Raw genomic sequence first — 21,886 nt, 5'->3', positions numbered from 1 at the left:
GAGGACTGCATGAGCGGATATGTTCTCGCGATCGATCAGGGCACGACATCGAGCCGGGCGATCGTCTTCGACGGCAACCAGAAGGTCGTCGGATCCGGGCAGAAGGAATTCACGCAGATCTTTCCGCAGTCCGGCTGGGTCGAACATGATCCGGAAGAGATCTGGGAAAGCGTTGTCTGGTCGGTCAAGGCCGCTTTGAAGAAGGCCGACGTCAAGGCCGCCGACATTTCCGCCATCGGCATCACCAACCAGCGCGAGACGGTCGTCGTCTGGGAACGCGAGAGCGGCAAGGCGATCCACAACGCCATCGTCTGGCAGGACCGCCGCACGGCCTCCTACTGCGACAAGCTGAAGAAGCAGGATCTCGAAAAGACCTTCACGAAGAAGACGGGTCTGCTGCTCGACCCCTATTTCTCCGGCACCAAGCTCTCCTGGATGCTCTCCAATGTGAAGGGCGCACGCGCACGGGGCGCGAAGGCCGACCTGTGCTTTGGCACGATCGACACGTTCCTGATCTGGCGCCTGACGGGCGGTAAGTCGCATGTGACGGATGCCACCAATGCCAGCCGCACGCTGATGTACAACATCGCGACGAATGACTGGGACGATGAACTGCTCGACATCCTGCGCGTGCCGAAAACCATGCTGCCCGAGGTTCTCGATTGCGCGGCCGATTTCGGCGTGACGGAAAAAAGCCTGTTCGGTGCGGAAATCCCGATCCTCGGCGTTGCCGGCGACCAGCAGGCGGCGACCATCGGCCAGGCCTGCTTCGAGCCGGGCATGATGAAATCCACCTACGGCACCGGCTGTTTTGCGCTGCTCAACACCGGCGCCGACATGGTGCGTTCGAAGAACCGCCTGCTCACCACCATCGCCTACCGTCTCGACGGCGAGACGACCTATGCGCTGGAGGGATCGATCTTCATCGCGGGGGCGGCCGTGCAGTGGCTGCGCGACGGGCTGAAGGTCATCAAGGCGGCACCCGATACCGGCGATCTCGCAGCCAAGGCCGATCCGACGCAGAACGTCTATCTCGTGCCCGCCTTCACCGGACTTGGCGCGCCGCATTGGGACCCGGAAGCCCGCGCTGCCATCTACGGCATGACGCGCAACACAGGACCGGCGGAATTCGCCCGCGCTGCTCTTGAGGCCGTCTGCTATCAGACGCGCGACCTGCTCGACGCCATGCACAGGGACTGGAAGGCCAACGGCAAGGAAACGGTGTTGCGCGTCGATGGCGGCATGGTCGCTTCCGACTGGACCATGCAGCGCCTCTCCGACATTTTGGACGCGCCCGTCGATCGCCCGACCATTCTGGAGACGACGGCGCTGGGCGCCGCCTGGCTCGCCGGCCAGCGCGCGGGCGTGTGGCCGGATCGCAAGGGGTTCGCCAAATCCTGGGCACGCGACACGCGCTTCGAACCGAAGATGGACGAGAAGACCCGCACGGTGAAGATCAAGGGCTGGAAGGATGCGGTGCGGCGCACGCTGAGCGCGGGGTAGCTTCCTACCCCTTCAAGGCAGCGCCTGCGGATGCTATGCGTCGCCCATGCACCCATCCCCGACCATCGTCGCCGGCCGATCCTGCGGTACCTGCACCCTCTGTTGCCGGCTGCCGGATATCGATCTGTTCGACAAGCCGGCCAATGCCTGGTGCCGGCATTGCATCGAAGGCGAGGGCTGTTCGATCTATGCGGACCGGCCATCGGTCTGTCGGGATTTTCTCTGTCTCTGGATGGTCGATGAATCGCTCGGGCAGGAGTGGGAGCCATCCCGCTCGCATATGATGATCTACCGGCAGGGGCCGCAGATCACCGTTCTCGTCGATCCCGACCATCCCGATATCTGGCGGCGCGAGCCGTATCATGCGCAATTACGCGCCTGGGCGGATGAGGCCGAGCCCAATGGTGGTTACGTGATTGTGTTCTGGCAGGACGACGTGTTCAAGATCTGAGCCATTCGTGACCACCTTCCGTGTTCTCATCTGCTGCGACACACAGACGTTACAGCTTCATTCTTTATGTCTGTTTTTGACAAATTTCGTTTTTGATCCGAGGTAGCCTAGTCCAAAAATGGTTGCTAGGCCGATGATTGGATGGGAATACAACGCGACCCCAGTCCCGATCATCATCAGGCATCCGCATGCAAGCCCGAAGAGCGGGTCGAGCGGCTTTCCAGGCCCACCATATCCACAGATCACCGCTGTTCCGACGAACAAGATCAGAAGAAGCGTGGGCATTCCCCAATCGGATAGCCAGAATGGGCGAAACACGATGCCAGCGATTATGCCAGCAACGCCCAACAAAAAACCAATGACATGCATCCACCACGGCATTTCGGCTACTTACGTAAATTATAGAAACAACTTCTGGTGTTGTTTCATTTCACGTTCCGGTTTAAAAAATCGCAAAGGGCGTAAGTCGAATTCGACCTAACCCGCGCCTCTCACTCAAAATCCAAAAATAATCCGGTGCGCCCTGTCGGTTGAGACGCTACTCCTACGTCTTTCAGCCAACGGGAGTTCACCATGCTGTATGCCGTTCTTTGTTACGATAGCGAAAGCGAAGTCTCTGCCTGGAGCAAGGAGATGGACGACAAGGTCATGGCCGATCTTGGCGCCGTCAACCAGCGTTATGCCGAAGCCGGCAAGCTCGGTCCCGTCGCGCGGCTGATGCCCACGACGGCGGCAGTCACGGTGCGCAAGGGCGCGACGGACGATATCGTCATGGATGGTCCGTTTGCTGAAACCAAGGAGCAATTCCTCGGCTTCTTCGTGCTCGAGGCGGAAACGCTGGACGAGGCGATCACCTTCGCGCGCGAGCTTTCCGCCGCCAATCCGGCGAACGGCACCTATGAAATCCGGCCGCTGCAGTTCTTCAATCCGGGAGTACCCATAAAATGACGGAGCTTGCCTGGATCGATCTGGCGCTGACATCGGCGCGGCCGCAGGCCATGGGCGCGCTCCTGCGCTACTTCCGCAACCTCGACCTTGCGGAGGAGGCTTTTCAGGAGGCCTGCCTTCGCGCGCTGAAGACCTGGCCCGAAAAGGGCCCGCCGCGCGATCCGGCAGCCTGGCTCATCTTCGTCGGCCGCAACAGCGGCATAGACCAGGTGCGCAAGCGCGCAAAACACCAGCCGCTTCCGCCCGAGGAGGTGCTCTCCGATCTGGAGGATACGGAAAGCGACCTGGCGGACCGGCTGGACGGCGCGCATTACCGCGACGACATCCTGCGGCTGCTCTTCGTCTGCTGCCATCCGGACCTGCCGGCGACACAGCAGATCGCGCTGGCATTGCGCATCGTGTCCGGCCTGTCGGTGAAGCAGATCGCGAAAGCCTTCCTCGTTTCGGAAGCGGCGATGGAGCAGCGCATCACGCGCGCCAAGGCGAAGGTGGGAGCCGCGGGCATTGCCTTCGAGACGCCGGATGCCGTGGCGCGTGCCGAACGGCTCGGGGTTGTTGCCGCGATGCTCTATCTCGTCTTCAACGAGGGGTATTCGGCCGGCGCGCCGGATCGAGCCGATACGCCCTTCTGCGCGGAGGCGATCCGGCTGGCGCGGCTGCTCTTGACGCTGTTTCCATCAGAATCGGAAATCATGGGGCTGACGGCGCTGCTTTTGCTCCAGCATTCACGCCTCGATGCCCGTTTCGATGCGGAGGGCCAGATCGTGTTGTTGGATGATCAGAACCGTTCGTTGTGGGATCGCGCCCTGATCGACGAGGCACTGGTGCTGATCGACAAGGCGATCCGTCACCGCACGCCCGGCGCCTTCCAGATCCAGGCGGCGATAGCCGCCTTGCATGCCCGTGCCACGACGGCCGCGGAGGCGGACTGGTTGCAGATCGACCTGCTCTATCAGACGCTGGAGCGTCTGCAGCCGTCGCCCGTGGTGCGGCTCAACCGGGCGGTCGCCGTTGCCAAACGGGAAGGGCCGGAGGCGGCACTGGCGCTCGTGGAGCCACTGGCGGAAAAACTCTCCGGCTATTTCTATTTTCATGGGTTGCGCGGCGGACTTCTCAAGCAGCTCGGCCGCTATCGCGAGGCGCATGAGGCCTTCGACCGCGCCATTGCGCTCGCCACCACGCCGGCCGAGGCCGCCCATATCCGCCAGCATCTCGACAGCATGCAGCGGGAGATGGCGGCGGCCGAAAAATAATCGGTTTCGATGTCGGATCGTCTACCCGCCGGCCGTCCTTGCCACGAACCGACCCATGTTCCAACGAGGAGGAACACCATGACCGAGACCGCCGAAATCAAGCCCGCCAACAATCGTGAACTGGTGCTGACCCGCGTCTTGAACGCCACGCCCGCTCAGCTCTTCAAGGCCTGGACGACGCCGGAAATCCTGAAGGAGTGGTTCATGCCCAAGCCCTATGCGCTTGAACTCGTCGACATGGACCCGCGCGATGGCGGCAAGTTTCGCACGGTCATGACCGGTCCCGAGGGTTTCCACATGGATTCCACCGGCGTCTTCCTGAAGGTGGAGAAGGACAAGCGCATCATCACGACAGATGCCTTCGGCCCCGACTGGAAGCCGACGGAAAAGGCCTTCTTCAGCGCCGAAATCCTCTTCGACGACCTTGGAGACGGTAAGACCCGCTACACCGCGATCGCACGCCACTGGAGCGTGGAGGATTGCGAAGCGCATGAGAAGATGGGGTTCCATGAGGGATGGGGGCAGGTGGCCAGCCAGCTTGAAGAGGTGGCTTCGAAACTCTAGACGAATTGTGGGGCGGGAAACCGCCCCGTTTTGTTCCGCGCAGACGCCCCTGTGAACACACTGTTTCCCGAGGGGGCCTTTCAAGCCGCCTAGCCCGGCCATATGTGAGGGAAAATCCTCTCATCCGGAACATCCCATGGAACTTGGTCTCTATACATTCGCCGATGTCGATCCCAACGCTGCCGACAAGGGGCGGGAAGGGGAGAAGCGGTTGAAGAACCTGCTCGAAGAGATCGAGCTCGCCGATCAGGTGGGGCTCGACGTCTTCGGGCTCGGCGAGCATCACCGGCCCGACTATGCGGCTTCCGCGCCCGCCGTCGTGCTTGCCGCCGCCGCCGCGCGAACGAAGAACATCCGGCTTTCGAGCGCGGTGACCGTGCTCTCGTCGGATGATCCGGTGCGCGTCTTCCAGCAATTCTCGACGGTCGACCTCATCTCGGGCGGCCGGGCGGAGATCATGGCGGGGCGTGGCTCTTTCATCGAATCCTTCCCGCTCTTCGGCTATGCGCTGGACGATTACGATACGCTTTTCGAAGAGAAACTCGATCTGCTGCTCGCTATCAACGACCAGGAAAAGGTTTCCTGGAACGGCACGATGCGCGCGCCGCTGTCGGGGCTCGGCGTCTATCCGCGTCCGGCGCAGGGCAGGATGCCGATCTGGATCGCCGTCGGCGGTACGCCGCAATCGGTCGCGCGGGCCGGCGCCTATGGCCTGCCGCTGGCGCTCGCCATCATCGGCGGCACGCCGTCGCGTTATGCGCCGCTCTTCGATCTCTACCGCGAGGCCGCGCGTCGCGCCGGTCAGGACGAGGCGAAGCTGAAGACCAGCATCAACGTGCATGGCTTCATCGCTGACACCACGGAAGCGGCGGCCGATGCCTTCTACGGCCCGCAGGCCGCGGTGATGAACCGCATCGGCGGCGAGCGCGGCTGGGGACCGACGAGCCGGGCGCAGTTCGATCAGGCAACCGGGCCGAACGGCCATCTGTTCCTCGGCGACCCCGAGACGGTGGCGAAGAAGATCGTCGCGCACCAGAAGATCTTCAGGAACGATCGCTTCCTGCTGCAGATGGCGATCGGGCTTATGCCGCATGATCAAATTTTGCGCGGAATCGAGTTGTACGGCACCCGGGTCGCGCCGCTCGTGCGCGAGATGCTGGCGGAGCAATCGGTCAAGGCCGAACCTGCTTCCGCCTGACAGCGGCGCGCGGGCGTGATAGGACGCCCCGCGAAAGAGAGATGCGATGACTTTAGAGAACGACGACGACCTCAACGGGCTGAAGGCCATCGGCCGGATTTGCGCCAATGTACTGCAGCACATGCAGACGGCGGTGCGCCCCGGTATGACGACGGCCGAACTCGACCTGATCGGCCGGCGCATGCTGGAAGCCGCGGGCGCCCAGTCGGCGCCGGAAAGCTGCTACAGGTTTCCGGGCGCGACCTGCATTTCCGTCAACGAGGAAGTCGCGCATGGCATTCCGGGCGACCGGGTGATTCGGGACGGCGATCTCGTCAATATCGATGTCTCCGCCGTACTCGACGGTTACTTCGCCGATACGGGCGCGTCCTTCGTCGTCGGCCGCTCGACGCCGGCCGTGGAGCGGCTGTGCCGGGATGGCAAACGGGCGCTGTGGGTCGGTCTCAAGGAAGTGAAGGCCGGCAAGCCGCTGGCGCAGGTCGGCAATGCCATCGGCGAATTCGCGCGAAAAAACCGCTACACGCTGATCGCCAATCTGGCGAGCCACGGTGTCGGCCGCTCGCTGCACGAGGAGCCGACGGAAATCGCCACCTGGCCCGATCCGCAGGAAAAGCGCCGCATGACGGATGGCCTTGTCTTCACGGTCGAGCCTTTCCTGTCGCTCGGCGCCAACTGGGCGGAAAGCGGCGACCGGGACGAATGGACGCTCTACAGCGAGCCGAGTGCGCCGACGGTGCAGTTCGAGCATACGGTCGTCGCAACGCGCAACGGACCGTTGGTGGTGACGCTGCCGGGCTAAACATTCCAAGCTTGAGCCTTCACGGGCGCTGATCCGACGATCAATTAATCTTGTTTGTCGTGCCCATGTTGCAGTGCGATGGTCACGGCATGATGCACCGCACTCCAGTTCTGTCGCGCGAGCCCGTCCGGGCGGCCTTGGCCGGCGCGATCGCGATGGCCGTCGCCATGGGCCTCGGCCGTTTCTTCTATACGCCCGTGCTGCCGGGCATGATGACGGGCCTGGGGCTCAACGCCGCTGACGCCGGCATCATCGCCGCCGCCAATTTCGCGGGTTATCTGCTCGGTGCGGTACTTGCTGCCTATGGCTGGGCCGCGGGCCTCGAACGGCGCATTGCCCTGGGGGCCTTGGTGTCCACCGTCGTGCTGCTCGTCGCCATGGGGCTGCTTTCGGGCGTTGCCGCGCTCTCCGTCGTCCGCTTCCTGGCGGGGCTTGCCAGCGCCTTCGCCATGATCTTCACCTCCGGCATCGTGCTTTCCATCGGGCTGCGCCACGGTGACCCGCGTGTGCAGATGGCGCATTTTTCCGGCGTCGGCTGCGGCATCGCGGTTTCGGCCGTGCTGGTCTATCTCCTGTCGCTGATCGGGCCGTTCGCCATTCCGACCTGGCGCATCGACTGGCTGGCCGGGGCGCTGCTCGGTGCCATCGGTCTTGCGGCCGTCGTCCGGCTCCTGCCCCGTCCGGAAGGTCATGCCGGAGGGCGGCGCGAACCGTCGATCGTCTGGACGCGGCCGCTCGTGGCGCTGACGCTGAGCTATGGCCTGTTCGGCATCGGCTATGTCGTCACCGCCACCTTCATCGTCGCCATCGCGCGGGAAGGTGCGCAGAGCCCGCTGCTCGAATGTCTCACCTGGCTGGTCACCGGCGCATCGGCCGCGATCTCCGTCATCGCCTGGAAGCCGATGGAGCGGCGCCATGGCGTCGCGGCGGCCTATCTGGCGGCGCTGCTTGTCGAAGTGGTCGGGGTTGCCGTCACCGTCGTGCTGCCATTCCCCGCCTCGGCTCTGATCGGCGGGGCTCTGCTCGGCCTCACCTTCATCGTCATCACGGCCTACGGCCTGCAACTCGGCCGGGTTCTGGCGAGTGAAAGCCCGCGCCAGGTCCTGGCGCTGATGACGGCCGCCTTCGGCGTCGGGCAGATCCTGGGGCCACTTGGCGCGGGCTTCCTTGCCGCACGCACCGGCAGTTATGTCCTGCCCAGTCTCGCCGCCGCCACGATCCTGCTTCTTGCCGCCGTAGCCTTCGTCCTGGGGGGAGGGCTTTCCATTAAATCTCGGTAATCCGGGCGCTTGGCAATTGTTGCCATTCGCAAACTCCTCTAGGTTCTGCGCGAACCGGCGGCGCTGCTGCCATCAGAAAATGAAAGTTTCGCGCCTTGTTCCATTCCTTCTTCCCGCAGCCGAAGCTGTTCTTCACTTCTCTCGTCGTCTGGACGCTGTTTGCTATCGGGGTGTGGTACACGGTCGGCGCCAGTTTCGGTGCGCTGATTGGCCTGCCGCCGCTGCCCGAGGGTACGGATCCTCCAGTCGGGCTCGGTTACTTCATCACGCCTGACAACATCTGGTTCTACACCTACTTCCTGCTCTGCACCGTCATCTTCGGCGTGTTCTGGCAGGTGAAGGCGAAGGACCATCCGTGGACGAACTGGTCGATCTGGGGCTCGGCCTTCATCATCTTCTCGACCTATTTCAGCGTTCAGGTCTCGCTCGCCATCAACAATTGGCGTCGCCCGTTCGGTGATACGCTGATGGGCGCCTTCCAGCCGAACAGCACCGTCAAGGTCGAAAACTTCTTCGACCTGATGTTGATCTTCTGCCAGATCGCTTTCATCAGCGTCTTCGTCTACGTGATCACCCGCTTCTTCGTCAGCCACTATGTCTTCCGCTGGCGCTCGGCGATGAACAACTATTACATGTCGCTCTGGACGCGCGTGCGCCACATCGAAGGCGCCTCGCAGCGTGTGCAGGAAGACACGATGCGCTTTGCGTCGATCACGGAAGGTCTCGGCGTCAGCCTGATCGACGCGGTGATGACGCTGGTCGCCTTCCTGCCCGTGCTTTTTGCGCTCTCCGTGCATATCGGCCCGATGCCCTTTATCGGTGAAATTCCGCATGCCTTGTTCTGGGCGGCAATCCTCTGGTCGGCCTTCGGTACTTTCCTGCTCGCCTTTGTCGGCATCAAGCTGCCGGGGCTGGAGTTCCGCAACCAGCGTGTGGAAGCCGCCTATCGAAAGGAACTGGTCTACGGCGAGGACGACGCTGCGCGCGCCCAGCCGCCGACGGTGCGCGAACTCTTCGACAACGTCCGGACGAACTATTTCCGCCTCTATTTCCACTATCTCTATTTCAACGTCGCCCGCATGTTCTACATCCAGGCGGACAACCTCTTCGTCTACTTCATCCTCGTGCCGACCATCGTCGGCGGCAAGATCACCTATGGTATCCTGCAGCAGATTCTGACGGCCTTCGGCCAGGTGTCCAGCTCGTTCCAGTACCTGGTGAATTCCTGGTCGACGATCATCGAGCTGCAATCGATCCACAAGCGTCTGCGCGCCTTCGAAGCGGCGATCGAAGGCCAGGAACTTCCAAGCATCGACCGGCAGTTCGTCGAGGTCGGCGGCAACGAAGACCTGGCGAAGTAAATCTCGAAATCAGAGGGCGGCTCCGGCCGCCTTCTTTTCCTTGGCGAGAATGTCGATCGCCTCGGCGTAACTCACGCAGGCGACATCGCTCCTGCCGCAGGTCTCCGTCAGGAACGTGTCCAGCGCCCGCCAATAGGCGCCGGCATTCATCTCCACGAAATGGAAGCCGAGCTGGAGCGGGATGCGCTCGCCGGCATACTGCTTTGCGAAGGCAGCGCGATAGGCTGCAAGCGTGCTCTCCTCGAAAGCGGCGCTCCTTGCCGGGTTCTCCTTGCCCTTGGAATGGCGGACATAGAGATTGTAGTCCATCGCGATGACCGGACGCTGTGCCGCGCCTTCGGGAATGAGCGGCAGGCCGAAGCGCTGGATCTCTCCGCTTGCGACGGGCATGGCCGGCCCCTTGGTCACGAGGCTGGCGTCATAGGAAAAACCGCTCGCCTCCAATGCCTTGACCAGTCCGCTGCCCGCCGAGAGATAGGGCGCTCGAAACCCCTTGATGTCCTTGCTGGCGAAGTCCTGCCAGCCGGCGGGTTCCCGTTCGCCGACGCCGGCATTCTGCCACGCCGTCTTCAGGGCCTGCTGGAAGAAGGTGAATTCGTCCTTCCAGTCCTCCGCGCTCCACTTGCCGCCATCGAAATGACCGCAGGCATGGCTGCCGATATCGTGGCCCTCCAGCTTCGCCAGCCAGATTTCACCCAGTCGCAGGATCGTGTCCTCCTTGTCGGGTGCAAAGCCGACATTGGAGCGGCCGCGCTTTTCATGCGGGGCCTGGTATTGCGCACGCTCCGCCTTCGGAAAGAGGAAGGTGCAGGAGAGGAAGTAGGTGAAATGCGCGCCGGTGCGCCTGGCCATGGCGCGGCTCTTCTCCCACAGCAGGTTGTCATGCGCGCCGTCGAACGAAACGATGACGAGCTGCTTGCGTCTGGCCGGTTCGATCGCGTCGTCCTTGGCAAGAACCGGGCTCGCGGCGAGGGCTGCGGCAAGGGAGAGGAGGAGAAATCGAGACAACATGGCTACCCGCGACAATTTGCAAAGGGTCTGTCATCGTTTCGGAATGCGGCAATCCTTTGATCGGACTGGAATTATGGCGCCGCGAAGGCTATTCCAAAGGGAAACGGCTATCGGGCCGGCTTTTATTCAAGGGACATTTCCATGACGTTGCTTATCGCCGGTCTCGTTCTCTTCATCGTCACCCATCTCTTGCGCCCTGTCGCGCCGGGCTTGCGCAATGCCGGCATCGCAGCGCTCGGCAAGCCGGGCTGGATGGCGGTGCATGGCATCCTCTCGCTGCTGAGCCTCGCGCTCATCGCCTATGGCTTCGTCGATGCGCGGGCGAATGGCGGGGCTGGCGTGTTCGCGGTCTATACGCCGCCGACCTTCATGGCGCATATCGCGCTTACGCTGATGCTGGTCGCCTCGATCTGTCTCGTCGCCGGCTTCCTCCCGGCCGGCCACATCCGTACGAAGCTGAAGTTCCCGATCCTCGTCGCCATCAAGATCTGGGCGCTCGCTCATCTCCTGGCGAATGGCGAGAGCTATTCGGTGCTGCTGTTCGTGGCGATCCTCGCCTGGGCCGTCATCCTGCGCATCACGCTGAAGAAGCGCATTGCGGCGGGCGAGACGAAGCTGCCGGTTTTCGTCTCGGCGAAGTACGACCTGATTGCCGCCGTTGCTGGCCTCGCGCTCTATGCGGTGATCGTCCTCAAGCTGCACGAATTGGTGATCGGCGTCGCTCCATTGCCCTGATCGCCTCCTGATCCCCGGGCTTTTCGCGCCTGCCCCCTTACAACGCCGTGAAAATGGGGTAGAAGGCGCGAACTCCAATCGTCAGCAAGAGCCGGGCAGGGAATGGTAAATCAGGACGACAGCTTTATCCGTGAGGTGAACGAGGAACTGCGCTCCGATCAGATGCGTCTGGTCTGGAAGCGTTTTGGCCGCATCCTCATCGCCGCCGCCGTCCTCGTCGTTCTCGGCACGATCGGCAAGGTAGGCTACGAATACTGGCGCGACAGCGAAGCATCCGCTGCCGGCGACAATTTCCTTGCCGCGCTGACGCTCGCCCGCGAAGGCAAGAACGATGAGGCGCTCGCAGCGCTCACCGCGCTCGAGAAGGACGGCTTTGGCGCCTATCCTGTGCTTGCGCGCATGCGCTCGGCCTCGCTGCTTGCCGCGACGGATACACAGGGCGCCGTCAACGCGTTCTCGGCAATCGCCAAGGACAGTTCGGTGCCGGAAGCGGTGCGCGATGCCGCGCGCCTTCGCGCCGCCTATCTGCTGGTCGATACCGGCACCTATGAGCAGGTCTCTGCCGAAGTCGAACAGCTCGCCACGCCGCAGAGCGCGCTGCGCCACTCCGCCCGCGAGGTTCTGGGCCTCTCCGCCTACAAGCACGAGGACTATGCCCGCGCCAAGGAATGGTTCGACGCAATCATCAACGACAGCGAAAGCCCGCGTAATGTCGCCAACCGCGCGCAGATGCTGCTTGACCTGATTTCGGCAAGCGGCAAGCTGTCCTCCTGAAGCCGGCCTTTTCGCCGGTCACGAAACGGAACAACACTATGAGCTTCACCGTCGCCATTGTCGGACGCCCCAATGTCGGCAAGTCCACCCTGTTCAACAGGCTCGTGGGCAAGAAGCTTGCGCTCGTCGACGACACGCCCGGCGTCACCCGCGACCGCCGCCCCGGCGATGCGCGCCTGATCGACCTGAAATTCCGCATCATCGACACGGCCGGTCTCGAAGAGGCCGCGCCCGAGACGCTGCAGGGTCGCATGCGCGCCCAGACGGAAGCGGCGATCGACGAGGCGGACCTGTCGCTTTTCGTGGTCGATGCCAAGACGGGCCTGACACCGGTCGATACCGCGCTTGCCGACATGCTGCGCCGCAAGGGCAAGCCCGTTGTGCTCGTCGCCAACAAGTCGGAAGCGCGCGGCTCGGACGGTGGTTTCTACGATTCCTACACGCTTGGCCTCGGCGAACCGACTGCGATCTCCGCCGAGCACGGCCAGGGCATGCTTGATTTGCGCGATGCCATCGTCGCGGCGATCGGGGAGGAGCGCGCCTATCCCGAAGAGGACGAGGCCGTCACCGATGTCGATCTGCGCGCCGAGGCCGCTGCCGAAGGCCTGGAGAAGGACGACGACTACGAGCCGGAATATGACGAGACGAAGCCGCTGCGCGTCGCCATCGTCGGCCGCCCGAATGCCGGAAAGTCCACGCTGATCAACCGTTTCCTCGGTGAAGATCGTCTTCTGACCGGCCCGGAAGCCGGTATCACGCGCGATTCAATCTCTGTGGAATGGGATTGGAAAGGTCGCACGATCAAAATGTTCGACACGGCCGGCATGCGGCGCAAGGCCAGGGTGCAGGAGAAGCTGGAAAAGCTTTCCGTCGCCGACGGCCTGCGCGCCATCCGCTTTGCCGAGACCGTCGTCATCATATTCGATGCGACGATCCCCTTCGAGAAGCAGGATTTGCAGATCGTCGATTTCGTGCTGCGCGAAGGCCGCGCCGCCGTTCTCGCCTTCAACAAGTGGGACCTCATCGACGATCCGCAGGCGGTGCTTGCCGACCTGCGCGAAAAGACCGACCGCCTGCTGCCGCAGGCGCGCGGCATCCGCGCCGTGCCGGTCTCCGGTCAGACGGGCCGTGGCCTCGACAAGCTGATGCAGGCCGTGATCGAAACGGACCGCACCTGGAACCGCCGCATCTCCACCGCCAAGCTCAACCGCTGGCTGGATGCGCAGCAGACGCAGCATCCGCCACCGGCCGTTTCCGGCCGCCGCCTGAAGCTGAAATACATGACGCAGGTGAAGGCCCGTCCGCCGGGCTTCATGATATCCTGTACGCGCCCGGATGCGCTGCCGGAATCCTATATCCGCTACCTCACGAACGGCCTGCGCAACGACTTCAACCTGCCGGGCGTACCGATCCGTATCCACTTCAAGGCTGCGGATAACCCGTTTGCTTCGAAGGCGAAGAAGAAGCGCTGATCTCGGGATCTGGCCTGATGTGCCCGCGGATCGCGCTCGGTGCAAAGCCGAAGCGCGCGCGAAACCGTGCGGCAAAACGTGATTGCGATTGGTAGCCGATCGCTTCGGCGACGCGCAGCATCGACAGGTCGGTGGATTGCAAAAGCTGCATGGCAATCGACATGCGCACATCGATCAACAACGTCTGGAACGACCACTTTTCCGCGGCCAGTTTGCGCCTTAGCGTCGCCTCGCTGACACCAAGCGAGGCGCAAAGATGCGCGCTCGTCCAGGCGGCATGGGGATTGGCGGTGAAGAGGTCGCGCACACGCGCGCTGAAGCTTGCGGGCCGCGGGGCGGCGAAACGTCCGCCGGCAAGATCGAGCCAGAGCAGCAGTTCGCCGAGCCGATGGCGCGCGATTTCATCGGGAATGCTGCCGGGTTCGACGATCGCCTGCGTGCAGTCGGCAAAAGCACGATGGAAGCCCAGATGCGGGCCTTGGACAATGAAGGCGCGCTCGAACGGGACGCCCTTACCCGGATGGGTGGCAAAGGCGGCGACGGTGTCGGGCTCGAAGGCGATCCAGCGCGCTTCGTAAAGGCCGGCGCCATCGGCGGCGTTGATCACGTCGAACACCTCGCCCTGCGCAAGCGCGACGCATCCCCCGGCCGGCACCACCCATTCCTCGTCACCACGGCGCAATATCTTGGTGCCGCCCTCGACCAGAATGAGGACGGGCCTGGTGATGGTGATGTTGGCATAGCGCAGACGGTTGTACTGTACGATGCGGGCCGAGGCGCCGATTTCGGGGCGTATGGCGATGTTCATGCGGTCCATCCACTGTCTCGCCCGAGCCTATCCTTTCTCGACAGGCCCGGACAAGGCATTTGCGGTCAGCGCTTGCCCTTCGCCGAGATCGTTGCTGTGGCGAGCGCGTTCATGTTGCTGACGAAGCCGACCATGGCGGGCGTTGCGTTGTCCGGCACTGGCAGCTTGTCGATGCCGAGTGCCTTCACGGTGATCGTATAGTCATGTTCGGGCCCCTCAGGCGGGCAGGCGCCGAGGAAGCCGGGTTCGCCCATATCCGTCGGCGTCATGCGCGCGCCGTCGGGCAATGCCGCCTTGCCGCGGCCTGTGCCGGCCGCGAGCGAGGTCGCGTCTGCGGGCAGATCCACCACAACCCAATGCCACCAGCCGGAGCCCGTCGGTGCATCCTTGTCATAGATCGTGACGACAAAGCTCTTGGTGCCCTCGGGTGCGTTCGACCAGTGGATATCGGGCGAGAGGTTTTCGCCGGTGCAGCCCATGATGTCGGAGAACTGCGCGGGTTGCACCGTGCCGGAGGCGAAGGCCTCGCTGGTGACGGCAAAATCGGCGGCGTTGACGGTGAGCGGGCAAAGGGAGAGGGCGGCGGCAAGGGCCGCGAAGAGATGGGGTGTGGGCATGGATCTTTCCTGTCTTCGATAGGAGGCAGGCAAAGATTAGGATGGATCTGCGCCCGCGTCGGTGCGCGGGCGCTCGATTTTGGTGCCGATCCGATCAATCGCCGTCGGGCAGTTTGTCCTTCGCCACCAGCGCGCCGTGATGCTGGATGACGGCGGCGGCGACGTTCGCGGCAAAGCGGGCGGCCTCTTGCGGACTGCCACCCGTTGCCAGGCGTGCGAGAAAGGCACCGTTGAAGCTGTCGCCGGCGCTGGTCGTATCGACGATCGTCTCGACCCTGGCCGAGGGCACATGGCTGCGCTCGTCGCCGAAGACGAGTGTCGCGCCCTTTTCGCCATCCTTCACCACCAGGCCATCGACGCCGAGTGCACGGTAGCGGGCAATCGTTTCCTCCAGCGAGGCATCACCGAAATGCGTGGTCTCGTCGTCGAGACTCGGCATGACGAGGCTCGCAGCGCGCGCGCCTTCAGTGATCGTCGCGCGCATATACGCCGCATCGTCCCAGAGGCGTGGGCGGATGTTCGGATCGAAGACGACACGTTTTCCGGCGGCTTTCGCGCGGCGCAGCTCTGCAAGCAGCGTGTCGACGTCTTCGGTCGGCAGGATGGCCAGCGTGATGCCGGAAAAGACGATGATATCGGAGGCCTCCATGGCGGCGCGCAGCCGGTCGCCATCACGCGCCAGCAGTTTGGCGGCGGAAGCGGAACGCCAGTAGGAGAAGCTGCGTTCGCCATGATCAAGATGGATCATGTAGAGGCCCGGCGAGCGGCCCTCGATGCGGGCGATCGTGTCCGTGCCGACGCCATGGCCGGCGATGAAGGCGCGCATTTCCTCGGAAATCTTGTCGGTGCCGACGGCGGAGCAGTAATCGACGCTCCACTCGGCCGGCAGGTATTGGCGGGCATAGTAGGCGGTATTGAACGTGTCGCCGGCGAAACTCTTGCGCATCAGGCCACCCTCGGCCTGCATCAGTTCCACCATGCACTCGCCGATCGAGAGCAGTCGTCCTGCCATGTTGAAATCCCCCCGGCTAATTCCGCCGGAAAGAGGAAATACTGTCAAAGAGTTGGCGGGGCAAGACGATGCCGGCGCTTTCCGCCGCGCGTTGTCTGGCAACGCGGTCGAGACCGGGAATATACACGCCGTAGCCGCCCGAAAGGCGTTCGACCTGTCGCGCAAGCCGTGCCGGGAAATCATCCGCCAGCAACTGCGGTGCCAGCGCGAGCACGAAGAGGCCTGCGCCCGGCGACGTATCGCCCGCCTGGAAATCCGGGGCATCGAGCGACCAGTTGGCGCCGGTGAGGCCACCGGCCAGAACTTCCACCATAAGGGCGATGTTGGCGCCACGCGCGCCGCCGAAGGCGAGCAGCGCCCCCTGCATGGCGGCGAAAGGATCAGTGGTCGGCTTGCCGTCCTGGTCGAGTGCCCAGCTGTCGGGGATCGTCTCGCCGCGGGCGGCCGCCTGGCGTATGTTCACGAAGGCGGTGGCGCTGGAGGCCTGGTCGATCAGCACGAGTCGCCCGTCTTCGAGCGGGGCGGCGAATGCGAGCGGATTGGTGCAGTAGACGGGCTGCGTACTGCCTGCTCCCGCCAGGAGCGCCGGCCCGTTCGTCGCGGCCAGTGCCACGAGGCCTTGTTCTGCAAGCCGGGCGACATACCAGCCGAGTTCTCCCGTCGTGTAGCTGTTGTGCGAGGTGAATATGGAAACGCCGAGCGCCTTGGCCTTGGTGGCCAGTTCCTCGCAGGCAATGTCGAAGCCGTACTGCGAGATGCCGCCCATGGCGTCACATTTCGTGATGGCGGGCACCGGAGAGGTGATCTGCGGTTCGGCTCGCCCGTCGATGCGCCCGTCGATGACACCACGCAGATAGTCCGTCAGATGCGCGAACCCTGTTGTGCTTTTCCCGACCGATTCGGCATCGACCACCGCGCGGGCGAGCGCGGATGCCGCGCCCTCGACCATGCCGACGCGCACGAGCGCTGTTCTGGCCAGATCGATTGCCTCTGCGCGGGAAAGCGTGACGTCATCGGTCATACGGTCAACCTTCTCTATGGAATTTGCCGGCATCATTCAGACCCGGGGTCGCTTCGTCAACCTTTGAAAAATCGGGACACTTGCCGTTTACGCCCCTCTGGCCCCGCGTTACATCTTGGCGAGACGCATCGGAAAACGGAGCAGGAAGACATGGCGAAGTCCCCTAAGAAAGTCGACGACTGGTGGCGCGGCGCGGTCATCTACCAGGTCTATCCGCGTTCCTTTCAGGACACGACCGGTGATGGCATAGGGGATCTCAGGGGCATCACCAGGCGGCTTGGACATATCGCCTCGCTCGGCGTCGATGCCATCTGGCTTTCGCCCTTCTTCAAGTCGCCGATGGGCGACATGGGGTATGACGTGTCCGATTACTGCGACGTCGATCCGATGTTCGGCACGCTCGCCGATTTCGATGCGATGCTGGCGGAAGCCCATCGGCTCGGCATCAAGATCATCATCGACCAGGTGATTTCCCACACCTCTGACCAGCACCCCTGGTTCGTCGAAAGCCGTTCCAGCCGCTCCAACCCCAAATCGGACTGGTATGTCTGGGCTGATCCGAAGCCGGACGGCACGGCGCCCAACAACTGGCTGTCGATCTTCGGCGGCCCCGGCTGGGAATGGGACGGCGTGCGCAAGCAATATTACATGCACAATTTCCTGATCTCGCAGCCGGACCTCAATTTCCACAACCCGGATGTGCAGGACGCGCTTTTGAAGACCGTGCGCTTCTGGCTCGACCGCGGCGTGGATGGCTTCCGCCTCGACACGGTCAACTTCTATTTCCACGACAAGAAGCTGCGCGACAACCCGCCCCATGAGCCCGATCCCGATGGCATCGGTCTCGATGCGCCCGACGTGAACCCGTACGGGATGCAGACGCATCGCTACGACAAGACGCAGCCGGAAAACGTCGCCTTCCTCAAGCGGTTCCGGGCGTTGCTGGATGAATACGAGGGGCGCATGACGGTCGGCGAGGTGGGCGACGGCGCCCGTTCGCTGAAGACGGTGGCCGAGTATACCGGTGGCGGCGACAAGCTCAACATGTGCTATACTTTCGACTTGCTCGGGCCCGATTTTACCGCCGAGCATGTGCGCAAGTGCGTACAGAGCTTCCAGCGTGCGGTGACGGATGGCTGGGTCTGCTGGGCGTTTTCCAACCACGATGTGAACCGTCATGTCAGCCGTTTCATCCGGGTGCCGGAAGAGCGCGAGCGCGTTGCCAAGCTCGCCGTCACGCTGCTCTCGACGCTGCGTGGCTCGATCTGCCTCTACCAGGGTGAAGAGCTCGGCCTGACCGAAGCGGACCTCGCTTTCGAGGACCTGCGCGATCCCTACGGCATCCGCTTCTGGCCCGCCTTCAAGGGGCGTGACGGGTGCCGCACGCCGATGCCCTGGCAGCATGGCGATGCCCATGCCGGCTTCAGCACGGGCAAACCCTGGCTGCCGGTGCCGGAGGACCATGCCCGCCATGCCGTCGATACGCAGGAAAGGATCGCGGGCTCCGTGCTCAACCACTACCGTGCGACGATTGCCTTCCGGAAGGGCCACGAGGCCCTGCACGACGGCGACATGTCCTTCGTGAATTCCAATCAGGACATCCTCGCCTTCACGCGCGAAAAAGGCGGCGAAAAGCTGCTCTTCGTCTTCAACCTGACGCGGGAAAAGGCGGAGTTCGTGCCGCCAAAATCGCTGAAGCTCGGAGAGCCGCTACCGGTGCCGGGCTTTGGCGCCAAGCTGAAGAACGGGGCGATCGAGCTCGATGGGTTGGATATGGCGTGCGTGCGGCTGTGAGGTTGCGGGTTTTGGAGCTCGATAGTATCATAAAGTGATATTTTCGGAGTTCTGCCATGGCATCCAGCTACACGCTCGGCAATCACTATGAAACCTTCGTGCGCGATCTGCTCGCGAGCGGTCGTTATGCCAGTGCGAGCGAGGTGTTGCGTGACGGTCTGCGCCTGCTGGAAGACCGCGAGAGGCAGCGCGAAGCCAAGATTGCTGCCTTGAGGGACGCTATTCAGGAAGGGCTGGAAAGCGGCCCGGCCGCTCCGCTCGATATGGACTCGATTAAAGCCCGAGCGCGGGCGGAGCGTGCAAAGGCCAGCCGTGCGTGAGGTTGTCCGTCTTCCACGGGCGGAAGAAGACCTGGTGCAAATCTGGCGATGCATCGCAGATGACAACGAAACGGCCGCCGACCGTCTTCTCGATCGGTTTGCGGAAGTCGCGCGAAAACTTGCAAGCCACCCCGAGGCAGGCCGATTGCGCTCCGAACTGGCGGACGGTATGCGCAGTTTCCTCGTTGGAAACTACGTCCTGTTTTATCGTGCCGCGCCGGCTGAGCTTGTTCTCGTGCGTGTTCTAAGCCGTTATCTCGATATCGACGAGATTGATTTCAGCACTGGTTGATCTCACCCGATCAACGCGAACCGGTCCACATCCACCATGCCCCGGTCCGAAATCTTCAGATGCGGAATGACCGGCAGCGGCAGGAAGGCCAGCTGGAGGAAGGGTTCTTCCAGCGTCGCGCCAAGCGCGAAGGCGGCCTGGCGGAGATGGTGCAGGGTATCGCGCACGCTCTCATAGGGTTCCAGGCTCATCAGGCCGGCGACGGGCAGGGCGATCTCGCCGGTGACCTTGCCGTCCGCGACAACGACGAAGCCGCCCTTGATCTCGCCGAGGCGGTTGGCGGCGAGCGCCATGTCATCCTCATCCACGCCGACGACGCAGATATTGTGGCTGTCATGGCCGACGGTCGAGGCGATTGCGCCCTTCTTCAACCCGAAACCCTGCACGAAGCCATTGGCATGGTTGCCGTTCTTGCCATGGCGCTCGATGACGGCGACCTTGATGATGTCGCGTGCGAGATCGACGGTCGTCTGGTTGCCGCGGGCCGGCAGCCGGTAGCGGCGATGCTCCGTGATGATTTTTCCCGGCAGCACGCCGATGACGGGTGTTTCGCCATCGGTGACGGGCACGGCGAAATGGGCGGCGTTGACCGGTCGGGCCTTCACGCTGTCGAGGCCGACGGGAGCGACGGGCTTGCGGGTCGCGAAGAGCGCGTCGTCCACCCTGCGGCCGGCGGAGAAGACCATTTCCGCCTTGCAGTCTTCCAGCGTGTCGATGACGACGAGGTCGGCGCGCCAGCCGGGAGCGACGAGGCCGCGGTCGCTGAGGCCAAATGCCTTGGCGGCGGAAATGGAGGCGGCGCGATAGACGGCGAGCGGTGCGCGGCCATGGTTGATCGCGGTGCGGATCATATAGTCGAGATGACCCTGCTCGGCGATGTCGAGCGGGTTGCGGTCATCCGTGCAGAGCGCGATGAAGGGGGACAGCCGCTCGGTGATGACAGGCAGCAGCGCCAGCAGATCCTTGGAGACCGAGCCCTCGCGCACGAGGATATGCATGCCCTTGCGGATCTTTTCCAGCGCCTCTTCGGCGGTCGTGCATTCATGCTCGGTGCGAATGCCCGCGGAGAGATAGCCGTTGAGGTCGTTGCCGCGCAGGAGCGGCGCGTGGCCGTCGATATGGCCGCCCTGAAAGGCCTCGAGCTTGGCAAGACAGACGGGATCCTTGTGGATCACGCCCGGAAAATTCATGAATTCCGCAAGACCGATGACCTTCGGGTGGTTTCGGAAGGGCAGCAGCCGTTCGATCGGCAGGTCCGCGCCCGATGTTTCCAGATGCGTCGCGGGCACGCAGCTCGACAGCTGCACGCGGATATCCATGATGGTTTCCAGCGCGCTGTCGAGGAAGAATTCGATCCCTTCCGTGCCCAGCACATTGGCGATCTCGTGCGGGTCGCAAATGACGGTCGTCACGCCATAGGGCAGCACGCAACGGTCGAATTCGTGCGGTGTCACCAGCGAGGACTCGATGTGCAGATGCGTATCGATGAAGCCAGGCACGACGATGCGGCCGGTAATATCGATTTCCGTGCGGCCGATATAGGAGCCGCAGGTACCGACGATGCGTTCCCCCGAAATCGCGATGTCGGAGGCGACGAGTTCACCTGTCACGAGATCGAAGAACTGTCCGCCCTTCAAGACGATGTCGGCGGGTTCCCGGCCGGTTCCCTGATCGATGTAGCGTTCCAAATCGGCCATGGCGACGTCTCCCGAATCCTTTTCGGAGACTCTAGCGACGTCGCGGCAAGAAGAAAGGCCGATCAGCCGGGAAAGGTGACGGAGAAGGCAAAACGCCGGCTTTCGCCGGGGAGAAGCACGGTCGTGAACGGACGATCCTTCAACTCACGCGAACCGCCGAATTCCGCCGCCGTGCCGTGCCACGGCTCGATGCAGAGGAAGGGAGCGCCGGGTTTCGTCCAGAGCGCGAGGTTCGGCAGGTTCTCGAACCGGAATTCGAGCGCCGGCCCGCCGTCTGCCGCATAGGTGAGGCCATCGCCCGCACCCTTGGGGAAGACCATCGCGTCGTCCAGAAACTGATCCTGCGCCAGCACCAGCCTTCCCTTGATGAAGGGGGAGGGCGTGCGGGTCGCCGAGAGCAGCCCCTTTTCCAACGGCTGCCGCTCTGGTTCGGCGGCGTTGTCGAGCGTCACTGTGTGTGGCTTGCCCGCGCCGCCCCGCAGAGGCCAGAGGAAGGCAGGGTGGTAGCCGAAGCCGAAGGGCATCGGCGTGTCGCCGCGGTTTTCCACATCCGCGGAGACCGTGAGTGTCCGGCCCTCGATGCCGTGTTCGACGGCAAGCCTGAAGTCGAACGGATAGACGGAACGCGTTTCGTCGGACGCTTCGAGCACGTGGCGGCAGACGGTTGCTGTCGTGCTTTCCAGCGCGAATTCCCGGCGACGGGCGAAACCGTGCTGGGCCATCGGATAGGCGGTGCCGTCGATCAGCAGCGTATCGTCGGGCGCCTTGCCGACGATCGGGAAGAGCACGGGCGAACGGCCGGTCCAGAAGGCGGCGTCGCCGTTCCAGAGCCAGGCCTTGCCGTCTGCCGTCGTGATGGATTGCATTTCGGCGCCAAGCGGGGACACGTCGATTGAGAGGTCTGCATTGGCAATGCGGATAGGGTCCGGCATCGAATCTCCTTTCACGGAAAATTGTCGCATTCTAGCGTGTATCG

The 21,886-nt window shown here is 63.3% G+C and carries 23 protein-coding genes; 15 read left to right on the top strand and 8 right to left on the bottom strand.

The genetic code is table 11. The annotated features are described in order from the left end of the window. Window positions 1–9: 9 nt before the first annotated feature. Together glpK and MUO32_RS14900 are read left to right on the top strand one after the other, a co-directional pair. A complete protein-coding gene (gene glpK / locus MUO32_RS14905) occupies window positions 10–1,503 on the top strand; it encodes a glycerol kinase GlpK (RefSeq protein WP_257949111.1) in 1,494 nt (497 codons plus the stop codon). Window positions 1,504–1,549: 46 nt separating this feature from the next. Then, complete coding sequence (locus MUO32_RS14900; RefSeq protein ID WP_257949110.1) at window positions 1,550–1,954, top strand: YkgJ family cysteine cluster protein; 405 nt, start codon at window positions 1,550–1,552, stop codon at window positions 1,952–1,954. A gap of 57 nt (window positions 1,955–2,011) precedes the next feature. Here MUO32_RS14900 and MUO32_RS14895 read toward each other — a convergent pair whose 3' ends face one another. Continuing rightward, on the bottom strand, window positions 2,012–2,335 hold the full coding sequence (locus MUO32_RS14895) for a hypothetical protein (protein WP_257949109.1): 324 nt from the start codon (window positions 2,333–2,335) through the stop codon (window positions 2,012–2,014). Between the two features lie 192 nt (window positions 2,336–2,527). Between MUO32_RS14895 and MUO32_RS14890 the strand changes: the two genes are divergently transcribed. The 7 genes from MUO32_RS14890 (at window position 2,528) to sbmA (ending at window position 9,357) form a co-directional block, all read left to right on the top strand. Beyond that, window positions 2,528–2,902, top strand: a complete 375-nt coding sequence (locus MUO32_RS14890; RefSeq protein WP_257949108.1) for a YciI family protein — start codon at window positions 2,528–2,530, stop codon at window positions 2,900–2,902. Next, entirely contained in the window at window positions 2,899–4,155 is a 1,257-nt protein-coding gene (locus MUO32_RS14885; RefSeq protein ID WP_257949107.1) for an RNA polymerase sigma factor, read from the top strand. Before MUO32_RS14890 ends, MUO32_RS14885 begins: the two co-directional genes overlap by 4 nt. Window positions 4,156–4,233: 78 nt before the next feature. Beyond that, the gene (locus MUO32_RS14880; RefSeq protein WP_257949106.1) at window positions 4,234–4,719 is read left to right on the top strand and encodes an SRPBCC family protein; all 486 of its coding nucleotides are present in this window, start codon (window positions 4,234–4,236) and stop codon (window positions 4,717–4,719) included. A gap of 136 nt (window positions 4,720–4,855) precedes the next feature. Next, window positions 4,856–5,917: an LLM class flavin-dependent oxidoreductase gene (locus MUO32_RS14875; RefSeq protein ID WP_257949104.1), complete on the top strand. Its 1,062-nt coding sequence runs from the start codon at window positions 4,856–4,858 to the stop codon at window positions 5,915–5,917. 46 nt (window positions 5,918–5,963) lie between these two features. Then, on the top strand, window positions 5,964–6,716 hold the full coding sequence (gene map, locus MUO32_RS14870; RefSeq protein ID WP_257949102.1) for a type I methionyl aminopeptidase: 753 nt from the start codon (window positions 5,964–5,966) through the stop codon (window positions 6,714–6,716). A gap of 89 nt (window positions 6,717–6,805) precedes the next feature. Continuing rightward, window positions 6,806–7,996 carry an MFS transporter gene (locus MUO32_RS14865; protein WP_257949100.1) on the top strand — a complete coding sequence of 397 codons (1,191 nt, stop codon included), beginning with the start codon at window positions 6,806–6,808 and terminating at the stop codon, window positions 7,994–7,996. A 95-nt stretch (window positions 7,997–8,091) separates the two neighbouring features. Beyond that, entirely contained in the window at window positions 8,092–9,357 is a 1,266-nt protein-coding gene (sbmA, locus tag MUO32_RS14860; protein WP_257949099.1) for a peptide antibiotic transporter SbmA, read from the top strand. A 9-nt stretch (window positions 9,358–9,366) separates the two neighbouring features. On the opposite strand, the gene MUO32_RS14855 is transcribed toward sbmA, so the two are convergent. Further along, window positions 9,367–10,368 (bottom strand): polysaccharide deacetylase, encoded by a 1,002-nt coding sequence (locus MUO32_RS14855; protein WP_257949098.1) that lies wholly within the window; start codon window positions 10,366–10,368, stop codon window positions 9,367–9,369. 141 nt (window positions 10,369–10,509) lie between these two features. On the opposite strand from MUO32_RS14855, the gene MUO32_RS14850 reads away from it, so the two are divergent. The 3 genes from MUO32_RS14850 (at window position 10,510) to der (ending at window position 13,349) form a co-directional block, all read left to right on the top strand. After that, the gene (locus MUO32_RS14850; protein ID WP_257949097.1) at window positions 10,510–11,103 is read left to right on the top strand and encodes an NnrU family protein; all 594 of its coding nucleotides are present in this window, start codon (window positions 10,510–10,512) and stop codon (window positions 11,101–11,103) included. 102 nt (window positions 11,104–11,205) lie between these two features. After that, complete coding sequence (locus MUO32_RS14845; RefSeq protein WP_257949096.1) at window positions 11,206–11,877, top strand: tetratricopeptide repeat protein; 672 nt, start codon at window positions 11,206–11,208, stop codon at window positions 11,875–11,877. A gap of 38 nt (window positions 11,878–11,915) precedes the next feature. Beyond that, the gene (gene der, locus MUO32_RS14840) at window positions 11,916–13,349 is read left to right on the top strand and encodes a ribosome biogenesis GTPase Der (RefSeq protein ID WP_257949095.1); all 1,434 of its coding nucleotides are present in this window, start codon (window positions 11,916–11,918) and stop codon (window positions 13,347–13,349) included. On the opposite strand, the gene MUO32_RS14835 is transcribed toward der, so the two are convergent. The 4 genes from MUO32_RS14835 to MUO32_RS14820 form a co-directional block, all read right to left on the bottom strand. Beyond that, on the bottom strand, window positions 13,300–14,157 hold the full coding sequence (locus MUO32_RS14835) for a helix-turn-helix domain-containing protein (RefSeq protein ID WP_257949094.1): 858 nt from the start codon (window positions 14,155–14,157) through the stop codon (window positions 13,300–13,302). The genes der and MUO32_RS14835 overlap by 50 nt on opposite strands. Before the next feature lie 65 nt (window positions 14,158–14,222). Then, the gene (locus tag MUO32_RS14830) at window positions 14,223–14,774 is read right to left on the bottom strand and encodes a YbhB/YbcL family Raf kinase inhibitor-like protein (protein ID WP_257949093.1); all 552 of its coding nucleotides are present in this window, start codon (window positions 14,772–14,774) and stop codon (window positions 14,223–14,225) included. A gap of 94 nt (window positions 14,775–14,868) precedes the next feature. Next, window positions 14,869–15,786, bottom strand: a complete 918-nt coding sequence (locus MUO32_RS14825; RefSeq protein WP_257949092.1) for a sugar kinase — start codon at window positions 15,784–15,786, stop codon at window positions 14,869–14,871. 16 nt (window positions 15,787–15,802) lie between these two features. Continuing rightward, window positions 15,803–16,807, bottom strand: a complete 1,005-nt coding sequence (locus tag MUO32_RS14820; RefSeq protein WP_257949090.1) for an Ldh family oxidoreductase — start codon at window positions 16,805–16,807, stop codon at window positions 15,803–15,805. Between the two features lie 150 nt (window positions 16,808–16,957). Here MUO32_RS14820 and MUO32_RS14815 point away from each other — a divergent pair, with 150 nt between their 5' ends. From MUO32_RS14815 to MUO32_RS14805, 3 genes are read left to right on the top strand one after another with little or no spacing between them, the layout of a single operon-like run. Then, window positions 16,958–18,601: an alpha-glucosidase gene (locus MUO32_RS14815; RefSeq protein ID WP_257949089.1), complete on the top strand. Its 1,644-nt coding sequence runs from the start codon at window positions 16,958–16,960 to the stop codon at window positions 18,599–18,601. A 56-nt stretch (window positions 18,602–18,657) separates the two neighbouring features. Continuing rightward, window positions 18,658–18,921 carry a type II toxin-antitoxin system ParD family antitoxin gene (locus tag MUO32_RS14810; protein ID WP_257949087.1) on the top strand — a complete coding sequence of 88 codons (264 nt, stop codon included), beginning with the start codon at window positions 18,658–18,660 and terminating at the stop codon, window positions 18,919–18,921. Beyond that, window positions 18,914–19,213, top strand: a complete 300-nt coding sequence (locus MUO32_RS14805; RefSeq protein WP_257949086.1) for a type II toxin-antitoxin system RelE/ParE family toxin — start codon at window positions 18,914–18,916, stop codon at window positions 19,211–19,213. The genes MUO32_RS14810 and MUO32_RS14805 overlap by 8 nt, the downstream gene beginning before the upstream one ends. Window positions 19,214–19,215: 2 nt before the next feature. On the opposite strand, the gene ade is transcribed toward MUO32_RS14805, so the two are convergent. Continuing rightward, window positions 19,216–20,910: an adenine deaminase gene (ade, locus tag MUO32_RS14800; protein ID WP_257949085.1), complete on the bottom strand. Its 1,695-nt coding sequence runs from the start codon at window positions 20,908–20,910 to the stop codon at window positions 19,216–19,218. A gap of 62 nt (window positions 20,911–20,972) precedes the next feature. Continuing rightward, window positions 20,973–21,842, bottom strand: coding sequence for an aldose 1-epimerase family protein (locus MUO32_RS14795; protein ID WP_257949084.1), 870 nt, complete (start codon window positions 21,840–21,842; stop codon window positions 20,973–20,975). Window positions 21,843–21,886 lie beyond the last annotated feature (44 nt).

Origin of the sequence: Shinella sp. CPCC 101442 (assembly GCF_024704725.1) — a bacterium.
Taxonomy (GTDB): Bacteria; Pseudomonadota; Alphaproteobacteria; order Rhizobiales; family Rhizobiaceae; genus Shinella.
This window is presented reverse-complemented; position numbering and strand designations above follow the sequence as displayed.